The sequence below is a fragment of the Enterobacter cloacae complex sp. P29RS genome (assembly GCF_014893445.1).
Classification (GTDB): Bacteria; Pseudomonadota; Gammaproteobacteria; order Enterobacterales; family Enterobacteriaceae; genus Enterobacter; species Enterobacter intestinihominis.
In genome coordinates this window covers 1-21,806 of sequence record NZ_JADBPZ010000038.1, presented here as the reverse complement: position 1 = coordinate 21,806, position 21,806 = coordinate 1, and the positions used below count along the sequence as shown (strand labels likewise).

The following is a 21,806-nucleotide window of genomic DNA, read 5'->3' as shown; positions in this document are numbered from 1 at the left end:
GCGATTTACAGCCGGACCAGGGCATCGCTGACAGCCCTCAGTCATTTAGAAAGCAACTTTATTGCTTCTGCATAAAATCCCTCAGCCCACAGGGAGAGGGAACGCAGGGCCTTACTGGCCCTGCGGAATATCGCTCGCATCCTGGTGCAAATCATCGGCCGCCGCCTGTACTGGCTGCGACGGCGTCGCCATGATGGCGTTCCAGGTGGCCTTTAACTCTTTCATGTCATATTCCGGCTCACCTTTCGGCTGCAACAGAATCAACGCCATATCCTGAGACAGCTGCTGCCGCAGATCCTGATTCAGCATCTCCACGGTCAGACCGTTCAGGAAATCCTGACGCAATTTCTGATACTGCTCCGGCGCGATATCCACGACCTGATTCTGTAAGGAGCGAATGCGCTGGCTGATTAAGATATCGGTATCGGCGCGGGCATAGGTGGCAAAAAGTTTCTGCAATTCGAGGGATTTCTGCGCCACCAGCGCGTTAAATTCCTCTTCAGACAGGCCCTCTTTACGCACTTTAGCCAGCTCTTTCGCCACCACGCCGAGATTGGCATTCAGCTTATCACCCGGCGATTCGACGTTAATGGCGCACTGGGCGCGCTGGAACAGCACGCGGCAGTCAAAGCCCAGACCAATGTCTTTCACGTTGTTCTTGCTGAGCGTCTGCTGAACATGCCAGAACAGCGCTTCACGCGCCAGGTCCGCACGCCAGTAACGCAACAGCGCCGAGGACTCGCGGATCGGCTGCCAGGCGGTATCCCACATCATCGAAAGACGATCCTGACGCACGGTATCCGTCATGATACTGACCGTCTCAGGACGCAGCGGGGACAAAGTAGGAACAGGGGCGGGCGTTTCACGCTTCCCTTTTAGATCGCCAAAGGCTTTGTTGATCTGCTCTATCACCGCACGGCTGTCCACGTTGCCCACTACAATGAGGGTCATGGCATCCGGGGTGTACCACTGCTGGTAGAAAGATTTCACCTGCTCTGGATCCACCGGCTGTTTCAGCGGTTCTGCCGGGTCGTGTCCAAGCAGCGTGGACCCTTTCAGGCGGTAGCGCCACCAGCCTTCTTTGGTATCCGTCGGCCAGGTCGCCACCATGTCGCTGTTGCTCAACGCATAGTTTACGGTCTCAGGCGTAATCGCCAGTTTGCCGGTGGCATCGGAAAGATAGGTCAGCGCTTCTTTAAGCAGATCGTTACGGTTGTTGGGCAGGCTCAGATTAAACATGGTGTAGTCATAGGAGACCACAGCCGGGGGCAGCGGACGTTTAGGATCGATGGCCTGTTGCCATAAAGAACGCACCTGAACCGCCTGCAAACTGCCGCTCTGGGTGAGCGCCAGTCGAGGAATAAAATGGCTTAAGCCGGTCTGCTGGGTGCTTTCAGTGAGGGAGCCGGTATTCACAGCCAGACGAATTTCAATGCGATCGCTCGGACGTTGCGGAGTGGATAACACCTGCCACTGGAATCCGTTCGCCAGTGTTCCCTGTTGCCAGGCCGGGTCTGGCTGGAGCGCATCTGCCTGCACATAACTGGCTGCTGCCATCATCAGCAAACCGCCGGTTAAGAGTCGAATTTTTGTGCCCTGCATGTGAACCCCTGATCAACATTCCTGGTTAAAGAGAGTGTCTCGCGACGTGAGCACTCAAAGATGACGATGAAAACCTTCCGATTAGACAGCGTGTTCGGCTAAACGTCACGGGCGGAAGCGAAATATACCCAAAAAAATTTTGTCGAAATATGACAGGTATGAGCGGTTATTATGCGCAGGTGCCCGCATCCCCACAAGGGAATACGGGCATTTATGAGGGATTAAGAGGATAAACCGGGGGTTTTGTCCTCAGATGTGCGATTATTCAGCGTATCGTTAAGTTTCTTGTGATCCAGCTCTTTTACCCACTTCGCCACCACAACCGTCGCCACACCATTACCAATCAGGTTGGTTAACGCGCGGGCTTCAGACATAAAGCGGTCGATACCGAGGATCAGGGCCAAACCCGCCACCGGCAGATGGCCAACCGCTGAGATAGTGGCCGCCAGCACGATAAATCCGCTACCCGTTACGCCCGCCGCCCCTTTCGAGGAGAGCAGGAGGACGACCAGCAGCGTAATCTGATGGAAGATATCCATGTGGCTGTTGGTGGCCTGAGCAATAAAGACCGCCGCCATCGTCAGGTAAATCGAGGTGCCGTCCAGGTTAAAGGAGTAGCCCGTAGGAATAACCAGCCCCACCACTGACTTACGGCAGCCCAGCTTTTCCATTTTATCGAGCATACGCGGCAGCGCGGACTCAGAAGAGGATGTGCCGAGGACAATCAGCAGCTCTTCACGAATGTAACGGATAAATTTGAAGATGCTGAAGCCGGTCGCACGAGCGATGGAGCCGAGCACCACCACCACAAACAGAATACAGGTGATGTAGAAGCAGATAATCAGCTGGCCAAGCTGTACCAGCGTGCCGACGCCGTATTTCCCGATGGTGAAGGCCATCGCGCCAAAGGCACCAATCGGGGCCAGACGCATAATCATGTTGATGATGCCGAAGATAACCTGCGAGAAGCTTTCAATGACGTTAAAAATCAGCTGACCTTTGCTGCCAAGACGGTGCAGGGCAAAGCCAAACAGCACGGCAAACAGCAGTACCTGGAGGATATTTCCGCTGGCGAACGCGCCAATCACGCTGCTCGGGATCACGTCCAGCAGGAAGGCAACAATCCCCTGATCTTTCGCCTGTTCAGCGTAAACCGCCACCGCTTTCGCATCCAGCGTGGCCGGGTCAACGTTCATGCCCGCGCCAGGCTGTACCACGTTGACAATAATCAGGCCGATAATCAGCGCGATGGTACTGACAATCTCGAAGTACAGCAGGGCAACCGCCCCCGTACGCCCGACCGCCTTCATGCTTTCCATGCCAGCGATACCGGTCACCACGGTACAGAAGATGACCGGCGCGATGATCATTTTGATGAGTTTAACGAACGCGTCGCCAAGCGGTTTCATTTGCGCGCCCAGCTCCGGGTAGTAGTGACCGAGCAGAATACCGATGGCGATGGCTGTCAGGACCTGGAAGTAAAGACTTTTGAAGAGTGAGGTTTTCATAGGGTGTCCCTGGAAAGAATAACTACAGGCTTTGTAAGGTTATGGTTAACCTGCGGCTTTAAAATAACACCCACATAACAGGACAGAAATAAACGGGGTTCAAATTTGAAACACAAATGTTAAGAACTTTGAGCTGGCTCGCACAAGCCAGCAACAAAATTACACTTTTGCGTTATTGCCATCGTCGGCGAGATAGCGTCGCTCAAAGGTATCCGTCGGCACGGCGCGGCCAAACAGGAAGCCCTGACCGCTCTCCACACCCGCCGCAGCCAGCCACTCGCGCTGGGCTTCGGCCTCAATACCTTCGGCAGTCACGTGCAGGTTCAGGCTGTGCGCCATCTGGATAATGGCCTGCACCAGGCTGCAATCCTCCGGCAGCCCTTTCACAAAGGTTTTGTCGATTTTCAGGACGTCCACCGGCAGGGTTTTCATGTGCTGGAGCTGACGCAGGCCGGAATACCCCATACCAAAATCGTCAAGCGCAATGCGGATCCCGGCATTACGCAGCGGTTTCAGAATGGCGACAGCGTCGTCAGGATTGTCAATACAACGGCTCTCGGTGACTTCCAGGATCAACGTGTGGGGCTGGATGCGGTAGCGATGGATCAACTCGAGCATATCCGGCACCATAGTCGGGTGCATCAGCTGTAGCGCAGAAAGATTCACCGACAGCGGCAGCGTGATGCCCCGTTGTTGCCAGGCCGCAAGCTGGCGGCACGACTCTTCCAGCACCCAGTATCCGACGGTGACCATCAGGCCGCAGGACTCGATACGTTCGATCATCCCCTCAGGCAGCTCCCACGTGCCGTCCGGCTGCTGCATGCGCAGCAACGCTTCGGCGCTGATCACTTCACCCGTGCGCAAATCCACCTGCGGCTGTAGCCAGAGCGCAAACTGGCGATTGTCCATCGCCGTCAGAATGTCGCTCTCTTCCGTCAGGCGCTGCTGGGCTTTTTCCATTTGCTCTGGATCAAAGAACTGGATCTGGTTTTTGCCTTTTCGGCGCGCGGTAAACGCTGCTGAGAAAGCCCGACGGTATAACTGCTCGGCGGTCAGACCACCGTAGTACATTGCGATACCAATGCTGGCACTTGGGCGTAGCTGGATACCCTGAATGGGTAGCCGCTCATTTATGACAGTGAGTACTTGCTGACCTAACGTAATAGCGTGCCACGGCTCTTTTACACCGTGCGCAATCACCACCAGGTCATAGCCGCTGACCTGGGTAAGTACCATGCGCGGCGCCAGCACAGATTTGATTTTTTCCACCAGCGTCAGTAATAGCATCTCGCGCTGGCTCTCTTTCAGCACGCCCGTCGTGTCCTGCAAGGTCTCGCAGGCAATCACCATCAGCGCGGTGGTCTGCTGGCGAGCGACGGTCTGCTCCAGCAGGGCCATTAAAAACGCTTTGTTTGGCAGGTCGGAAACCGGGAAACGGGTGGCGTTATTACTGACCTCTTCCTGCTGACGCAGGACACGCTGCTGGTTGATATTGTAACTGCGGACCAGCATGCCGATTTCATCGTCGTGATGCAGACGCGGCAAGGGAAGCTGATGCCCCATATGCTCCTGCGGAGAGAGGTCATTCAGCTCCCGGGCTATGCGGCGCAACGGATGCACAATTAACCGGTTGATGCACCACGTCAGCGCCACGCTCAACATTAAGGTCAAAAGTAAGTAAGTAGTCACTAACGTAGCAACCCAACTCATGACGAATTTATACATGCGGTACGAGTCCGCCTGTAGCACCAGATAGGCCAGCGGCTGCGGGTTAGCCGGTCTTTCCAGGGAATAGAGAGGCAGGGAAATCTGCACCGGCAGTTCAAACAGGCGCATCACCATCATCGGGACGGGACGCTCCGGGATAAAGCTCATCCGCAGCGCCTGGAACTGGTTCGGCAGCACGACGTCGGCGCGGCTCACGATACCGGCGGGCTGAATGCGCTTCAGGATGGATTCCGCCTCGGGGATATCCCCTTTCAGGATCGAGGCCGACAGGGGTTCCCGCACCGAGCGGGCAATACTTTCCAGTTGCGAAGCCGTGTTATAGCGATTCTGCTGTACGGAATGAAACAGCAAAATGACGCAGAAGATGAAGACAAACAGCATTGTGACGGCAGACACCATCGCCATCTGTTTGATCGTTAAGGAACGGCTGACACGCAAAATGACTCTCCACAAAACTCGAAGCGCAGGGCGCACCAGGGCGTAAACCTGGTGCGCCCGAGTATACCCGATAGCTGCACTTTTAAGAGAGACTTACAATTAGATTAAGCAAAAATCCGATCACCAGTCTGCATAAGGCACCAGCGGTTCCGGCGGTAAGTCCATATCACCCTGCCAGCCTGCGGCAGAATACCGAACATAGAGCAACGCATGGCTCGGGGTATAGTCTTTCGCTTCCTGAATATCGACGCCCAGACCGACAAACCAGTTGGACGTCACACGGCGTTCAACAATCGCCCTTGCGGTATAACCCGTCCCTGACGAGCTACTTCCGGTTCCCATCACACCTTTATCGGTATAACGGCCTGGCTCATTGTCCGGGATCAGCCCCTGCAACGGATAACGCATCACATCCTTTGTTTTTGAATGGGACCATGAGACGGAACCGCCCAGCTCCCATGACCAGTTCTCTGTGCGTTTACGCCAGTTCACCGGTAAGGCGAACGACACATACTCCTGGGGACTGTAGTAACCGCCCTGGCCCAGCGAATAGCCACTTAAATCTTTATCGTAATGCCAGAGCATATTGGACACGCCGACCGTCAGACGCTCGTTGTTCTGATTGATAAGCTTGTAGTAATAGCCGGTCATCCAGCGGACCCGCCAGTTATCTTCGACATTCTTCCCGGTGAGGCTGTCGGCACTCAGGCTTGACCAGATCCCGTTAGCTTCGCCTTTGTCGTAGCTCATGCTCACGCCGCCACCGGTAGCACGCACGCCGCCCCAGGTGGTGTCGGTATTGGGATCTTTTTGCCCGGCGAAGGCCAGCACAGAGCTGGAAATCGGACGACGATGGGCGTTCAGGGTGTAGCCAATCGGCCCCAAGTCGTTGCTGTAGCTCAGGCTGCCCACCACATCGACCACGTCGAAGCCCATCGGCGTAGTACCGATGTCCCACGCCCAGGTGTTGTTCTGCCAGCCGACTGCCACGCTGGCGCCGTTGGCCGACTGGTTCGTGCTGCCGTGACATGGCGTTTCGGCGCAGGTACCCCATGTCGGATCGTAGGTTCCGTTATTGGTGTCAAAGGAACCGGCGTTCATATTGACCAGATCGCTACGGAAGAACATGCGGCCATCCGATAGCGGCGCATCCACCTGGAGCATAGTGGTATGCGCTTTCAGGTCGGAATAGCCCCCCGTGCCGCTGGATCCCCAGTAGTCGTGTTGCAGCGTGACGTTCAGATCCTGCTGACGATAAAGATCGCCTGCATCGCTGCGCACGCCGCGCTTCAGCCAGTCATCTTTCTCATCGTTACGCGTGAGCCGCGTAAAGCTGTCGTTATCGGTTGGACGAGTCGTTGTGATGCCAGATGAGACCATCGCATCCTTCCAGGTGTCCAGCGCCTGCTGAGGCTGACCATTTTGTGCCTGGAAGCGGGCGGCATCACGCATCACCAGCGCACTTTCCATAGAAGGCGGCTGCGATTTTGCCTGCGGAAGAATGGTGTTGAAGGTCTTTTCTGCCGCGGCTGAATCGCCCAGACCGGCCTGCGCCATGGCGATCCGGCGCTGCATATTGAGGGAGAGCGGTTCGCCGTTTTGTGCCGCGGGCAGTTTCGCCAGCTCAGCGCGAGCGGCGTCCCTGTTGCCCTGAGCAAGATTGACTTCGGTCAGGCCGAGAATTGCGTCTTCGTTCTGCGGTTCCCGTTGCAGGACGGTGTTGTAGGCGGTTTTCGCGGCCTCGTGATCGCCACGCTGTTCAGCCCAGTCTGCCAGCGTTAAGTCAATACGGGTGGACGGGGGCTGCTGGCGAAGCAGCGCTTCCGCTTCCTGCTCTTTTCCACTGTCGCGCAGGCGGTTGGCGGTTTCCAGCACCTGGTTACTTTGCAGGCGGTCCGCCAGCGCCTGGATGTTGCCGTTCCACTTGTCGCGCGGCAGCGTGTTCAGATGCGCCAGCGCGGCCCGGTCCCGATCGTTACCGGACAGGTACAGCCCGCTGGCGTAAACCTGATCCGGATCGCCCGGTTTCTGGCTTGCCAGCTGACGCATCAGGTTATCCGCCTGGCTGCGCTGACCCGCGCTATACAGATCGCGTGATAGCCGGTAGGTGATCCACACGTCGCCCGGGGAAAGCGCAAGGCGTCGGCGCTGAATTTCTGCGGCCTGCGCATAGTTTCCCTGGCTTTCCAGCTGTTCAGCCTGAGCCGAGAGCTGCTCGTTCGTCAGGCTACGTTCAATATCATCAATGCTGCGGCGCTGGCTGGCAGAGAGCGACTGAATAAACTGCGTCGCCTTCTCCGGAGACTGCTCGCGATAAATATTGGCAAGACCGCGTACCGCGTTGCTGTTGCCGCTGTCCATCCGCAATGCCTGGCGATAATAGCGTTCAGCCGCGTCGTTATCTTTCCGCGCCGCCGCCGCGTCACCCAGCCCCAGTACCGCGTAGCTGTCCGTATTGTCAATGTTGCGCGCCTGCTGATAATAGCGTTCCGCCTGGGCTGTCTTGTTGGCTTTCAGGGCGTTATCACCCTGCTGGATCAGCAGCCAGTATCGGTTAACCTTCAGCAGGCTGTCCCATTTGCCCCGGTTGTCGCTCTGCGGATCGAGGGCGATCGCCTTTTCAAACTGCGCAACCGCGCGGGCGCGATCGCCTTTCTGCGAATAGGCCTGCCCCAGCGCGCCTACGGCTTCACTGTCGGCGTGGTTGGCGCTGACTGCTTTCTGCAACTCCGTTACCGCTTTACTGCCCTGCCCGGCATCCACTGCGGCTAACCCTTCGGCTTTGGCGCGAAACGCCGGATCGGCGAGCTGTTTTTGCTGCGCTTCAAGCTGGGCGCGCGCCGCCGTCACGTTATCGCCATCGCTGAACACGCTCAGGTATTGTTGCAGCGCGGTAACGCTGGCGCTGCTGGCCGGCTGATCTTTGATCTGCTGGTACCACATGTCCGACGCCTGACTGCGGCCATTGTTCGATTTGGCCATCTCCTGTAACACCGCAAACCCTTCATCACGACGTCCGCTCTGGAACAGAAGCTGCGCCAGCGAAGCCTGTAGCGGGGCGTTGCCCGGACTGCTGGCGTTGATTTTCTTCAGCTGATTAATGGCCAGATTGCGGCGGGCAGGCTCTTTCGCCACCACGTTCCAGTACTCCGTCGCGATGTCGCCGCTGGGCGGATTACCGTCAAACAGTTTGTCATACGCGGCAATAGCTTCCTGCGTGTGCCCGGTGGTGGCGAGCAGACGAGCCTGCTGGAGGGCCTGGCGACCATCCGGCGTGGAGAGCAGCATGGTCGTACGGGAGGACTGGTACGCACTGGAATCGGGTGCTATTCCTTTCAGGCGATCCAGCTCTTTTTGCGCGCCCGCCGTATCCCCCTGTCGTAACAGGTAGCGGAAGCGAGCGGCAATCACGTCCGGGTTGTTGGGGTCGATCAGCTCAAGGCGATAGAGCGACTGGCGCACCAAATCCTCACGCTGGGTGGATTCCCCCAGACGAACCTGTTCCAGCAGCTGTCTCTGCTGCGGGGAGTTGGCGGCCTGGGCCAGGGGCATGAGCGCCAGGCCAAGCGATAAGGCGAGTAGATTTAGTGTGAACGTGCGCATTCCTGGCCCCAATCCGGTAGTAATTCACCTTGCGCGGTGAAACGAAAACGATGCTGATCCCACCCTTGTCCAAAGAGGGTCAGAACGTAGCTGTAATAAGCATTGTTATCGGGAAAACGATCGGCGACACGCTGGCGTTGCACCGCCTGCGCGTCCCGTTCTTGTAAAAATGGAAGCAGGGAGGCAGAAAACCCTACCGGCCCATCTCCGGTACGTTTCCCGGTCGCTACGTCCACTTTTTCCGGCGGTAAGCCTTGTTTGATTGTGGTGGTCGCCATGGGCTTGAAACGCGCCAGTAGCCGGGCTTTTTGCGGATCGTTATCGTTCATCATCCCTACCCACAGATAGACGCGAATCGCATCGTAACTGCCGATCAGGGTCGTATCCTGCTTCAACTGCCAGCCGCCCTTTTTCTGGTATTTCACCCAGTTCGGGGAATATCCTTTTGGCGCGGTCTCCAGCAGCAGACGCAGGTTGGTTTCACGGAGCGTTGTCCACGGTGCGCCGAAACGGGTGAAATAGCTCGCAAGCTGCGGCGGCAGGTAGCTGGGGTTGAAGCGCCAGACACTCTCTTCGGCAAAACCGACTTTACCCGGCAGCAGCATAGAACCCAGCCCCGGCACCTTCACCACTTCCTCACTGGCAATGCGCGTCAACAGCGCCTTACCCGTGCGCGTGTAATCGGGATTTTTCCACAGCCGCCCGGCTTCCAGCAGCGACCAGGCAATCCAGATATCGGCATCGGACGCGGAGTTAGGGTCGATAACCGCCCAGGTGTTGTCGTCCTTTTTTCCCCATAGCCACGCCGGGAGATGTTGGGCTAAATCCCCCTCGGCAAGGTTATCGCGCGTCCATGTCAGCAGCAGATCAAACGTCTTGCGATCGTTTGCTGCCAGGGCAAAGAACAGTCCATAGCTTTGCCCTTCGGAGGTGGTGATTTTGCGCGCGTCACTGGGATCAATGATGCGCCCACTTTCGCTCATATAATCCTGCTTGAACGTCTCCCAGGCAGGCCAGCGACAGGCGGCATGCAGATTCGCCGCCGCCAGCATCAACGCTGCGACTACACACCCGCGAAAGATTTTCATCACGGCTTACTCATGGTCCGGGTTAAGACGACGACGGCTGATGATTCGCAGCAGACGCCACAATACCCACGCCAGCAATACAACGCTGAGCGCAGCCAGCACGGCCAGCAGCACCGGGTGGTTAGAGAGGGCGTACCACAGGCGTTCGAACCACGGCAGATGACCGACGTAGTAGACATCCCCCACGCGCAGGCTGTTTACCCCCGACTCACGGATCACCGAGACGGAACCGAACATTGCCGCCCGTTTACCGCTGTCGTTCATGGCCGTGTTGAGCAGCTCATAGCCGCGCGGGCTGTCCGCCAGCAGGGCGATCACGCTGCGCTGGTCGTTATACGGAGACTGGAAGCCGACAATCGCAGCCATCGGACCCGTTGAGCTTACGGTCGTCCTGATATTGGCCTGACGATCGCCGCTGTCCGGCATGATGCTTGGGAACTCGGTCTGACGCAGCGGCGTGTTGACCCATGACTGAGCCGCCTGCACCAGCAGATCGACGCGCTTCTCGTCTTTCAGCTTGTCCGGAATGTTGCCGATGACCATGATATCGGCATCTTTGTTCTGGATCTGGCTACCGTCATCCGTCACCGTCACGTTGATAGCCGGTAAGCCGGTTTGCGCCCCGACGGTGCCCATGGTGTCCAGCAGCGTGGCAACCTGGCCTTCGTTGGCCGCTTTTGGCATCACGACAATCGATTCAGAGAGATCAGCCATGCGGCTGAACGGGAAACTGGCGTTAGCAAACGCACGCAGATCCGGCATCGCGATAAAGTGGTAATACTTCGAGAAGTCGATTGTGGAATCATCACCAATCACCACGTGGTTTTGCACCGGCTGGAAGGTAATACAGTTTTCCACCGATCCACCCGGCATCGGGTTCATGTACTGGAAGTTAAACCGCAGCTGGTTCACCGCACCGAGCTTCAGCGCCGGGATCGACACATCGGTTTTGCCATCCAGCAGCCCCTGCAATACAGGCAGACGAAGCATCAACCGGTTTGTCTCCTGGCTGCTGGTCAGGCTGAAGGATTGCAGGAACTGGTTGTTGAGGCTGATATCCATGCGCGAGCTGTCTTTGGTTACCGGCGCGGTGTAACGGTAGTTCAGGTTGATATCAATACCGTTGGTGCGCAGCAGATAGAGATCCGGCGGCAGGTTCAGCGACAGGCTGACAGGAGAAGGTTCAAGCCCGGTTGACTGCAATTGCTCTTCATAGGTTTTCAGCTCGCCGAAGGTAATCGCGCGGTCGGTGCGGACCCAGTTCGGCGCATCATAAGGCTTACGTGCCAGCAGCGGTTTCACCTCATCCACCACGACGCTATTACCGCGGAACAGGATATTGCCCTGCGCAATGCCTTTTGCCGCCTGCACCAGATCTTTATCATCACGCCCGAAGATCACCAGCAGCTTCACGTACGGATTGTCGGGATGGCTGATCATCTCGATGGTGGGCGCTTTCACCTCTGGATGGTCCCGCAGGAATGCCGGGCGTTTGGCGTTGGTGGCAAACACAATCGCGTTTTTGTCCGGCATTTTGTCGTACATAACCGGGAAACTCTGGCCACGCCAGCCGGAGCGGGAACCAAACCAGGATGCCACGATAGAGGCCGCCAGCTGTTCGGTCACATCAGGAGAGCCCGCAAACACCATTGGCAGGTTCAGTGGACGGTTATCACGCGGGTCGAAGAACGGCACCGGGAAGGCGGAGAGATCGTTTTTCAACGCCAGCGGCTGATAGGTCATCTGAAGCGAAGAGTTACGACCAACATCCAGCCACAGGGTGCTGCTGGCCGGGTTTTCACAGACATCGCGGTAATGGCCGACAAATTCCAGACGCACGCGGTTAAAGTCGGTGATAAACAGCGGGTTAATCGGCACCTGAGCCAGGGTTTTCTTACCCAGTTGCTCTTTGGTGACGGGCAGGACGTCCATCAGCTCATCATTCAGATAGACCTTAAGCTGGGATTGCACCGGCAGCAGCGACGGCGATGGCGTGTATTCCAGGTTGAGCATCGCTTTCGACACGACTTCATCGCTACGCATACCGAATTCGACACCGCCATTTGGGTTGATGCCGCGCAGAACCATGCTGCCCGGAGGAGGCGCGATCTGGGCGAACGTCAGCTTAACGTCACGCGACGGCGTATTTTCCGCAACCACCGGTGCACTGGCTCCCGGCACGCCAGGCATAACCTGCCCAACCACCGGGTTGTCGGCGGGCAGCGTATTCCCCGTCGTCGGCTGATTCGGGACGACGTTTTCCGTCTGCCCCGGCGCCGCCGTCACTACCGGATCGGTCGCTTGCGCGACGACAGGCACCGTTGGCGCGGGTGTGGTCGCTGCGTTATCAGGCGCCGCGTTAGCCACTGTTGCAGGGAGCGCACTCATCCCCATTGCCACTGCACATAACCAGGAAAGTTTTGTTTTCATCGCGTTATCATCATTGTTGAGCCATAACCGGGTCCGCCTGCTTCGCTTCATCTCGCTCAGGTCGACGCGGAATGAACGACACGACCCAGGAAACCAGTGAAGTAAGTGACCGGAAAATTAATTTCACCGACGACGGGGCAAATTCTGCAAGGTGACGATAGCCACGGAACCCCAGCTTAAGAATATCCAGCAGGCTTTCCAGAGGCTTATCCTCAGGGAAGCTGTCCTGCCAGAGAGCCCACGTATCCGCGCGGGCAAACGTACACTGCACAAAATCAATGTGTTGCTTTTTAGTCAGCGGCATCAGTTGCAGACCCACTTCATTTCCTCTCACACGCACCACCTGCGTCGGGAAGACATACTCCTGCTGGCCGCGCTTAAGCAATAGGTTGACCTTCTGCCCCTCAAGCACCTTCGCCTGACCGTTGATCTTGATACCCAGACCGCCATCCGAAAAGTCATGTACGGTACAGGAGAAGAGATGTCCATCGTCGCGGGCAATGGCCGCTGGCATGCTGATTTCGACGCGATGCGCGCGGCGAACCTGTTTGCTCTCCACTGATACCGCCACCGCGCCACCGAGGATAATCAGGTTATAAAACACCCACGCCATACTCACGAAGACCGTCAGAATTTCGTTTTCCGGGCCGTAGAAGTAGCGCCAGACCCCAACAATCACGCCCACAATATTCAGCAGCACCAGGAAGATATAGGGCCGGGAGATCACCCAGTCGACATACTCCTCTTCCACCAGCCCGCCCTTCGCGGTGACGTTGAATTTCCCTTTATGCGGGTTAATCAGCGCCACCATGGTTGGCGGCGCGATATACCAGGCCAGCACCGTTTCGTAGATTTCACTCCAGAACGAATGGCGATATTTCCCCTGAATCTTCGAGTTCGTCAGGCTGGCGTGGATCATGTGCGGCAGAACGAACAGGGCAATCATCAGCGCAGGCGCATAGATGATGTAAGCGTGAAGAAGCAGGAACGCCAGCGGCGCAGTGAGGAAGATAAGCCGTGGAATACCCGACAGGAAGTGGAACATGGCGTTGACGTAGCACAGCCGTTGCGCCAGTTTCAGTCCTTTACCCATCAGCGGGTTATCGAGGCGGAAAATTTGCACCATGCCACGCGCCCAGCGAATACGCTGGCCGATGTGCGCCGACAGGGATTCCGTGGCCAGCCCCGCCGCCTGAGGAATGCGCATGTAGGCGGAGGTATAGCCAAGACGGTGCAGACGCAGCGAAGTGTGCGCATCTTCCGTGACCGTCTCGACGGCGATCCCGCCAATTTCATCCAGCGGTTTACGGCGGATCACCGCACAGGAGCCGCAGAAGAATGTTGCGTCCCACATGTCGTTCCCGTCCTGCACCAGACCATAGAACAGTGTGCCCTCGTTCGGGGTTTTACGAAAACGACCGAGGTTACGTTCAAACGGGTCCGGTGAGAAGAAGTGGTGCGGCGTCTGCATCATCGCCAGCTCTTTCTCCTTCAGGAACCAGCCCATGGTCATTTGCAGGAACGAGCGCGTTGGCACGTGGTCGCAGTCGAAAATAGAGACGAACTCCCCTTTGGCATATTTCAGCGCATTGTTGATGTTACCGGCCTTAGCGTGTTCATGCGTGGTACGGGCGATGTACTCGACCCCTACTTCGTCCGCGAACTGGCGGAACTCGGCGCGGCCACCGTCATCAAGGATCCAGATTTTGATTTTATCCTTCGGCCAGTCGATACCCAGCGCGGCGTAAATGGTGTTTTTCACCACCGACAGGTCTTCGTTGTAGGTCGGCACGAAGAGGTCCACCGTTGGCCACTGGGTCGTGTCTTTTGGCAGCGGCACCGGCTGTCGATTCAGCGGCCAGATAACCTGGAAGTAACCCAGCACCAGCACGATCCAGGCGTAGGTCTCAGCAAACAGCAGCACTAACCCACACACCAGGCTGACCGGATCGTCCCAGTTCAGCGTTGAGGTATATCGCCACCAGATGTAGCGGCAGGAAACGGTCAGCGACAGCACGATCAGCATCAGGGCAGAAAAACGCCCCGGAATGCGCCGCACCAGCAGAGCCACGCCCCACAGCAGGATCAGGAAGGTAAACTGTGCCAGCGGGTTGAAGGGCTGGGTAATACAGACCAGCGCCAGTATGAGCGAGAACACCACCACCACGCCGAGAATAAAACGCCGTAAGCCCGGGTGAAGGTGCCCGAGCTCTTTGTGATTATCTAAATGACCTGTTCTATCGCCAACCCGGTCGGGTAGCCGGTTAAGCCACTGGTGATAGTGTTCACGTAAGTTCTGCACGCGATCGAAGCTGCGCCAGCGGGACGTTTTTTTCTCCGCACCCGTTGAGGTCGCCAGAAGCCAGATGGACTGTATAGCGTAGCGCGCGGGATCGAGCGGACGCGGCTTGTCAGGGTTGATATGCGGATAGAGTTCACCGTGGCGCGCACGAATACGTTGCCAGCGTGGATGTTCGAGGGGGATGAACATCCACGCCAGAATCATCCATAAGCAGCCCAGCGCAGCGCTCAGCGATGAGGCGCCGTGATGACGGTAATGGCGGTAGCGTTCACTTAAGCGCGAACTGACCGGCGGGATGAGCAACCAGTTGGTCAGGCGGCTCATACTGAACTCCCGGCAGGCTCCGGCCGTTTCGCAAAGTGCAGCAGACACCAGTTGGCCAGCGTCAGGATCTCTTCTGCCGCCAGTGAATCACTACGGTACTCCCCAAGCGGTTGTTTGGAAGCGAGGCACTCCGCCATCGCTTCGTCACGATGAATAACCATTGGCAACAGGCGGCGCTGACTCTGGAGCCAGACCTGGTACAGATCGTCCTGGATCTGGCTGCCAATGCGCAGATCGTTAATCAGAATATGGGCATTGGCAGGCATTGCCTGTTGATGCAGACGGATATGACAATTCGCATCTACGTTCGCAATGGAGAGCACATGGTCGCACTGCGACAGAAGCTGGCGGGTCAGCGACGCGGCGCCGTGCGGCAGGTCCAGCAGGATCCACTGATAGTGTCCGCTCTCTTTCAGACTCTGCAAAGCGGTGGTGAAGCGAGAGAACAGGCGCTGAAACGCAGCTTCATTCCCGCGTTCGGTTTCCGTCATCTGACCAAAGGGAAGCAAATCGAGCTGGGAGGTATAGCGCAAACCCGCATCCCGCCAGTCTTTATCGTCCAGAAGCGCGCGCCCCCAGCCGTTTTCATGCGTAAAGTCGACATTGAATGACATGCGCAGCAAATTATCGGAGCAGGCATCAATAACCAGTACTGATTCACCTAAAACCTGTAATGACCACGCCAGCGCCGCGGTTACGGAAGTTGTACCCACTCCACCACGGACGCCCTGTAATCCTAGTACGGCCATCAATGGCTTCCTTATTGTTGTTGGGCAAACTCAGCTAATAACGGCCAACGTTTAATAGCCGCAGCCAACTGTTCCCGCTGGGAAATATCGGTGTAATCTATTTCAGGCAATGAAAAAGCCTGCGTGAGCGCCAGAAAATCGTTTTGGAATGTGTAACCCAGGCTTGGGTCGACTGGAGTTGCGGGTTCGTTATTTTGCATTCTTATTTCATCCCTTTGAGTAAAATCATAAGATTCAGATGCAGCGAGGCGTCCTGCCCACGAAATTTCATTTACATGCTAAATCTGATGTTCTTTAATTTCAATGTTAGGTTTATTTCTACGCTTTCGCTAGTAAACTGAGAGACATAGAAATTCGACGAAAAGAGGGACACCGTGGACTCCATATTTTCTATTGGCATCCAGTCATTATGGGACGAATTGCGCCACATGCCAGTCGGAGGAGTCTGGTGGGTTAATACGGATCGTAATGAAGATGCCATCAGTCTGGTAAACCAGACGATAGCGGCGCAGGGTAAGGATTACCGCGTGGCCGTCATTACGATGGGCGATGAGCCAAAGTCAATCATCAGGCTCGAAACTGACCGTGGACCCCAGACAGTACGATTATTTTCCATGCCAGCGGAGGCCGACAGTTTATACTTTTTGCCCCGCGATATTCAGTGCTCTATTGTTCCTGAACACTATTTACTGATTCTTAAATGTTCTCAAAACGGTCTACAAAATATCCCGTCTGAAAAACTGCTGAAATGGCTGGGAAGAATCAGCAGATGGGCAAAAAATCAAAATTGCACCTTATTGGTTGTTAACCCGGGCAGTAATAACGACAAACTTTTTTCACTTTTAATGAGTGAATACCGTTTCCTCTATGGCCTGGCCAGTATTCGTGTCCAGACTGACAGCCATCTTTACGACGTGGCTTTCTGGTGCAATGAAAAAGGGGTGAGCTCCCGACAGCAGCTTACCCTCAAAAATGTCGGGGACGAGTGGCATCTTGCTCAACAGGAAGAGACGGTGGTTCAGCCACGCAGTGATGAAAAGCGCGTTCTGAGTCATATTGCGGTACTGGAAGGTGCGCCTGCACTGTCTGAGCATTGGTCACTGTTCGAAACTAACGAGGCCTTATTTGATGAGGCGCGCACCACGCAGGCGGCGACCATTATCTTCTCGTTGATCCAGAATAACCAAATCGAAACGCTGGCACGGCACATTCACACATTACGTCGCCAGCGCGGCAGCGCGTTAAAAATCGTGGTACGTGAAAATAATACCAGCCTGCGCGCCACCGATGAGCGCTTATTACTGGGCTGCGGCGCGAATATGGTCATTCCCTGGAATGCTCCCCTGTCGCGCTGTCTGACGCTGATCGAAAGCATTCAGGGCCAGCAGTTTAATCGATATGTTCCGGAAGATATCAGCACCCTGCTTTCAATGACGCAGCCGATGAAACTGCGCGGCTACCAGAAATGGGACACCTTCTGCGATGCGGTGGGCAACATGATGAGCAATACGCTTTTACCGGCAGACGGAAAAGGGGTGATGGTTGCCCTGCGTCCTGTGCCGGGCATTCGCGTTGAGCAGGCGCTCACCTTGTGCCGCCCTAATCGTATCGGGGATATCATGACCATTGGCGATAATCGCCTGGTGCTGTTCCTCTCCTTCTGTCGGGTGAACGATCTGGATACCGCCCTGAACCATATCTTCCCGCTGCCTACCGGGGATATTTTCTCGAACCGCATGGTCTGGTTTGAAGATAATTTGATCAGCGCTGAGCTTGTCCAGATGCGAGCCCTGGCACCTGAAAAATGGGCCAAACCGTTGCCTGTAACAAGTGGTGCCAAACCGGTTCTGAACGCGAAACATGATGGGCACGTATGGCGTCGGGTTCCTGAGCCGCTACGCTTAATGGATGAGAACAAGGAGAGCGTTCCATTATGAATATCAGCGATATCATCCAACTGGTTGTTCTGTGCGCGCTGATTTTTTTGCCGCTTGGCTACTATGCACGCCATTCCCTGCGCCGTATTCGCGATACGATCAGATTACTGTTCGTCAAACCTCGCTATATTAAACCCGCCGGAACACTGACTCGCGCTTCAAACGTCAAGGCAAACCGAAAACATGACTAATTCTACCTATACCTCTTCAGCGCCATCGCCACTCTGGCAATACTGGCGCGGTCTGTCCGGCTGGAATTTCTACTTTCTGGTGAAGTTTGGTCTGCTGTGGGCAGGCTATCTTAATTTCCACCCGCTGCTTAATCTGGTGTTTATGGCATTCCTGCTGATGCCAATCCCGAATCTCAGGCTGCACCGTATACGTCACTGGATTGCTATCCCTATCGGTTTCGCCCTGTTCTGGCATGATACCTGGCTACCCGGCCCCGAAAGCATTATGAGCCAGGGTTCCCAGGTCGCAGGTTTCAGTGCGGACTATATGCTCGATCTGGTTGAGCGCTTTATTAACTGGCAGATGATTGGCGCGGTATTTGTCCTGCTGGTTGCCTGGCTGTTCCTGTCTCAGTGGATCCGGGTGACGGTGTTTGTCGTCGCGATTATGATCTGGCTAAACGTACTGACGCTGACGGGCCCGAGCTTCTCGCTGTGGCCAGCCGGTCAGCCGACGACAACCGTAACCACCACGGGCGGTTCCGCCGCCGCTACCGTCGCGACAGCAGGGGATACGCCTGTGGTTGGGGATATTCCAGCGCAGACGGCGCCGCCGACATCTACGAACCTGAACGCGTGGCTCTCCAGTTTTTACGCTGCGGAAGATAAGCGTCAGACGAAATTCCCGGACGCGCTGCCTGCTGATGCTCAGCCGTTTGAGTTGCTGGTCATTAACATCTGTTCTCTGTCCTGGGCTGACGTTGACGCGGCTGGTTTGATGTCGCACCCGCTGTGGTCGCATTTCGATATTCAGTTCAAAGACTTCAACTCGGCCACGTCGTACAGCGGCCCAGCGGCTATCCGCCTGCTGCGCGCGAGCTGTGGGCAGCCCTCGCATAAGAACCTCTACCAGCCGGCAGCTAACCAGTGTTACCTGTTTGATAACCTGGCAAAACTGGGCTTTACCCAACACCTGATGATGGGCCATAACGGTCAGTTCGGTAACTTCCTGAAAGAAGTGCGTGAACAGGGTGGCATGCAGGCCCCACTGATGGACCAGAAAGGGCTGCCAGTGACGTTACTGGGCTTCGATGGCTCGCCGGTCTATGACGATACCGCCGTACTTCAGCGCTGGTTTGACACCGTCGGTAAAGAGGAAGGGACGCGTAGCGCGACGTTCTATAATACGCTGCCGCTTCACGACGGGAACCATTATCCGGGCGTAAGCAAAACGGCCGATTACAAGGCCCGTGCGCAGAAGTTCTTTGACGAGCTGAACGCGTTCTTTAACGAGCTGGAAAAATCAGGTCGTAAAGTGATGGTGGTGGTGGTCCCGGAACATGGTGGAGCGCTGAAAGGCGACAGGATGCAGGTGTCTGGTCTGCGCGATATCCCAAGCCCGTCCATCACAAACGTTCCGGCCGGGATTAAGTTCTTTGGCATGAAGGCACCGCATCAGGGCGCGCCAGTTGAGATCACCCAGCCAAGCAGCTATCTGGCCATCTCGGAACTGGTTGCTCGCGCTGTAGACGGTAAGCTGTTTGTGGAAGATAGCGTGAACTGGGATCAGCTCACCAGCGGGCTGCCGCAGACGGCGGAGGTATCGGAAAACGCCAATGCGGTGGTGATCCAGTATCAGAATAAGCCTTATGTCCGACTGAATGCCGGGGATTGGGTGCCGTATCCGCAGTGACCTGCTACACCCTCTCCCCCTGTGGGGAGAGGGTTACTCTGCACTTCGTAACGAAATTTCACCGCCCACCCAGGGCTTAATCACGCCATCCTGTTCAAGCAGCAACGCGCCCTGCGCGTCAATGCCGCGTGATGTGCCGTAAATCTCTTTATCCCCAATCAGCAGCTTCACCGGTCGGTTAATAAAGTTATCCAGCTTTTCCCAGCGGGACAGGAATGGCGCTAACCCCTCTTGTTCAAAGAGCGTCAGCGAACTACGCAACTCATTGATCATGCGGACGGCAAGCGTATTGCGATCGATGGTGATCCCCGCTTCCTGCAGGTTGGTCCAGGCCTGGTTCACGACATCGTTCTGCACGTTTCGCATCACCATGTTCAGCCCCACCCCAATGACGATCTGTGCGGCATCGCCTGTTTTTCCCGTCAGTTCGACCAGGATCCCCGCCAGCTTTCGATCGTTGAGATACAGATCGTTGGGCCATTTTACCCGCACCTGATCGGCACCCAGATCGTGCAGCACCTCTGCCATCACAATGCCGATGACCAGGCTCAGCCCGATGGCCGCAGCTGGCCCCTGTTCAAGCCGCCAGTACATGGAAAGGTAGAGGTTGGCGCCAAATGGCGAAAACCACTTACGCCCCCGGCGGCCACGTCCTGCCTGTTGGTACTCGGCAACGCAGGCATCACCGGATTTCAGCTCGCTCAGGCGATCCAGCAGATACTGGTTCGTCGAATCAATGACCGGCAATACCGCGACGTTACCGTGTCCAATCTGGCTGCGGATGATCTCTTCATTCAGTAACTGGATTGGTTCCGGCAGGCTGTAGCCTTTTCCCGGTACCGTAAACACATCCACGCCCCAGTCGCGGAGCGTTTGAATATGTTTATTGATGGCAGCGCGGCTCATGCCCAGCTGTTCGCCCAGCTGCTCGCCAGAATGAAACTCGCCATCAGCAAGAATACCGATGAGAGTTAACGGAATAGTATTGTCCTTCACGCAATGGTCTCCACGGCATTCACTTCGCCCGTTCGGCCAATAAAGCGAACTTCAGGCTCCAGCCAGACGTTAAATTTTTCGCCCACACGCTGGCGAACATGGTGCGCCAGGTTGACGACATCCTCACTTGTCGCGTTGGACTGGTTGATCAGTACCAGCGCCTGCTGACGATGAACAGCAGCGCCACCAAGCGTAGTACCTTTTAATTCACATTGATCGATAAGCCAGCCTGCGGCCAGCTTTACGCTGCCATCCGCCTGAGGATAATGCGGGGCCGTTGGCCAGCCTGCGAGAAACGCTTTCGCATTTTCGCTGCCGATCACCGGATTTTTGAAGAAACTGCCCGCATTTCCGTTAACTTTCGGGTCCGGTAGCTTGGTCATTCGCATGTGGCAAACGGAATCAAAAACCTCACGCGGTGTGACGGTAGCCGGATCGAGACGGGCCAGATCGCCGTAAGTCAGAACGGGTTTCCATGCTTTCGCCAGACGCAGGCCAACGGCCACAATGACAAAACGATCCTGATAGTCGTGCTTGAAAATGCTGTCGCGATAGCCAAAGCGGCACTGCTCTGCGGTCAAACGCTTCGCCGTTCCGGTCGCGAGTTCGATGCAGTCGACATATTCGCAGACGTGTTTCAGTTCAATGCCGTAGGCACCGATGTTTTGAATAGGAGATGATCCTGCACAGCCCGGGATGAGGGCCAGGTTTTCCAGTCCGGGCATCCCTTTTTCAAGGGTATATTGCACCAGATGGTGCCAGTTTTCGCCAGCACCCACGTGTAAATGCCAGCTGTCAGCGCTCTCTTTACGCTCAATCCCCATGATGCGATTAACGATTACCGTCCCCGCAAAATCATCGAGAAACAGGACATTACTTCCTTCGCCCAGAATAAGTACGGGTTCACCGTTTTCTGTTGCGTTTTGCCAGGCATTCAGCAACTGCTGAGCACTGTCGGCACGTACAATTTGATTAGCATTCCGTTGAATACCAAAGGTATTCCAGGGCTTAAGGGAGTGATTCATAGACGCTATCCTGATGCAAAAACCGGGATAGTTTACCGTATATACGAAGGGATGGGTGATTAGTTTATGGAAAGGAAGCAGGTGCAGAAACGCAAAAAGGCCATCCTTTCGGATGGCCTCTTCACTTGTTTGATGCCTGGCAGTTCCCTACTCTCACATGGGGAGACCCCACACTACCATCGGCGCTACGGCGTTTCACTTCTGAGTTCGGCA

Annotated in this window: 14 protein-coding genes; 3 read left to right on the top strand and 11 right to left on the bottom strand. The window is 56.0% G+C overall.

Annotation, left to right across the window (positions count from 1 at the left end; all coding sequences use genetic code 11):
* Positions 1 to 111: 111 nt before the first annotated feature.
* From IM282_RS21490 to bcsR, 9 genes are all read right to left on the bottom strand, one after another.
* A complete protein-coding gene (locus IM282_RS21490; RefSeq protein ID WP_022649723.1) occupies positions 112 to 1,602 on the bottom strand; it encodes a pitrilysin family protein in 1,491 nt (496 codons plus the stop codon).
* A gap of 221 nt (positions 1,603 to 1,823) precedes the next feature.
* Positions 1,824 to 3,110, bottom strand: a complete 1,287-nt coding sequence (gene dctA, locus IM282_RS21485) for a C4-dicarboxylate transporter DctC (protein ID WP_022649724.1) — start codon at positions 3,108 to 3,110, stop codon at positions 1,824 to 1,826.
* Positions 3,111 to 3,269: 159 nt separating this feature from the next.
* The gene (hmsP, locus tag IM282_RS21480) at positions 3,270 to 5,276 is read right to left on the bottom strand and encodes a biofilm formation regulator HmsP (RefSeq protein ID WP_046620413.1); all 2,007 of its coding nucleotides are present in this window, start codon (positions 5,274 to 5,276) and stop codon (positions 3,270 to 3,272) included.
* Positions 5,277 to 5,396: 120 nt separating this feature from the next.
* Complete coding sequence (gene bcsC / locus IM282_RS21475; protein WP_192970810.1) at positions 5,397 to 8,879, bottom strand: cellulose synthase complex outer membrane protein BcsC; 3,483 nt, start codon at positions 8,877 to 8,879, stop codon at positions 5,397 to 5,399.
* Positions 8,861 to 9,967, bottom strand: coding sequence for a cellulose synthase complex periplasmic endoglucanase BcsZ (gene bcsZ / locus IM282_RS21470; protein ID WP_192970811.1), 1,107 nt, complete (start codon positions 9,965 to 9,967; stop codon positions 8,861 to 8,863). The genes bcsC and bcsZ overlap by 19 nt, the downstream gene beginning before the upstream one ends.
* 6 nt (positions 9,968 to 9,973) lie before the next feature.
* On the bottom strand, positions 9,974 to 12,397 hold the full coding sequence (bcsB, locus tag IM282_RS21465; RefSeq protein ID WP_071785220.1) for a cellulose biosynthesis cyclic di-GMP-binding regulatory protein BcsB: 2,424 nt from the start codon (positions 12,395 to 12,397) through the stop codon (positions 9,974 to 9,976).
* 10 nt (positions 12,398 to 12,407) lie between these two features.
* Positions 12,408 to 15,023 (bottom strand): UDP-forming cellulose synthase catalytic subunit, encoded by a 2,616-nt coding sequence (gene bcsA / locus IM282_RS21460; protein WP_022649729.1) that lies wholly within the window; start codon positions 15,021 to 15,023, stop codon positions 12,408 to 12,410.
* Positions 15,020 to 15,772 (bottom strand): cellulose biosynthesis protein BcsQ, encoded by a 753-nt coding sequence (bcsQ, locus tag IM282_RS21455; RefSeq protein WP_023298843.1) that lies wholly within the window; start codon positions 15,770 to 15,772, stop codon positions 15,020 to 15,022. Before bcsQ ends, bcsA begins: the two co-directional genes overlap by 4 nt.
* Before the next feature lie 11 nt (positions 15,773 to 15,783).
* Positions 15,784 to 15,972 (bottom strand): cellulose biosynthesis protein BcsR, encoded by a 189-nt coding sequence (gene bcsR / locus IM282_RS21450; protein WP_022649731.1) that lies wholly within the window; start codon positions 15,970 to 15,972, stop codon positions 15,784 to 15,786.
* Between the two features lie 174 nt (positions 15,973 to 16,146).
* On the opposite strand from bcsR, the gene bcsE reads away from it, so the two are divergent.
* The 3 genes from bcsE to bcsG are packed head-to-tail and all read left to right on the top strand — an operon-like array spanning position 16,147 to position 19,572.
* Complete coding sequence (bcsE, locus tag IM282_RS21445; RefSeq protein ID WP_045309207.1) at positions 16,147 to 17,709, top strand: cellulose biosynthesis c-di-GMP-binding protein BcsE; 1,563 nt, start codon at positions 16,147 to 16,149, stop codon at positions 17,707 to 17,709.
* Positions 17,706 to 17,900, top strand: coding sequence for a cellulose biosynthesis protein BcsF (gene bcsF / locus IM282_RS21440; protein WP_022649733.1), 195 nt, complete (start codon positions 17,706 to 17,708; stop codon positions 17,898 to 17,900). Before bcsE ends, bcsF begins: the two co-directional genes overlap by 4 nt.
* Positions 17,893 to 19,572: a cellulose biosynthesis protein BcsG gene (gene bcsG / locus IM282_RS21435; RefSeq protein WP_023298844.1), complete on the top strand. Its 1,680-nt coding sequence runs from the start codon at positions 17,893 to 17,895 to the stop codon at positions 19,570 to 19,572. The genes bcsF and bcsG overlap by 8 nt, the downstream gene beginning before the upstream one ends.
* 33 nt (positions 19,573 to 19,605) lie before the next feature.
* Here bcsG and birA read toward each other — a convergent pair whose 3' ends face one another.
* Both birA and murB read right to left on the bottom strand, forming a co-directional pair.
* Complete coding sequence (gene birA / locus IM282_RS21430) at positions 19,606 to 20,568, bottom strand: bifunctional biotin--[acetyl-CoA-carboxylase] ligase/biotin operon repressor BirA (RefSeq protein WP_192970809.1); 963 nt, start codon at positions 20,566 to 20,568, stop codon at positions 19,606 to 19,608.
* Positions 20,565 to 21,593 carry a UDP-N-acetylmuramate dehydrogenase gene (murB, locus tag IM282_RS21425; protein WP_023307159.1) on the bottom strand — a complete coding sequence of 343 codons (1,029 nt, stop codon included), beginning with the start codon at positions 21,591 to 21,593 and terminating at the stop codon, positions 20,565 to 20,567. Before murB ends, birA begins: the two co-directional genes overlap by 4 nt.
* Between the last annotated feature and the right edge of the window lie 213 nt (positions 21,594 to 21,806).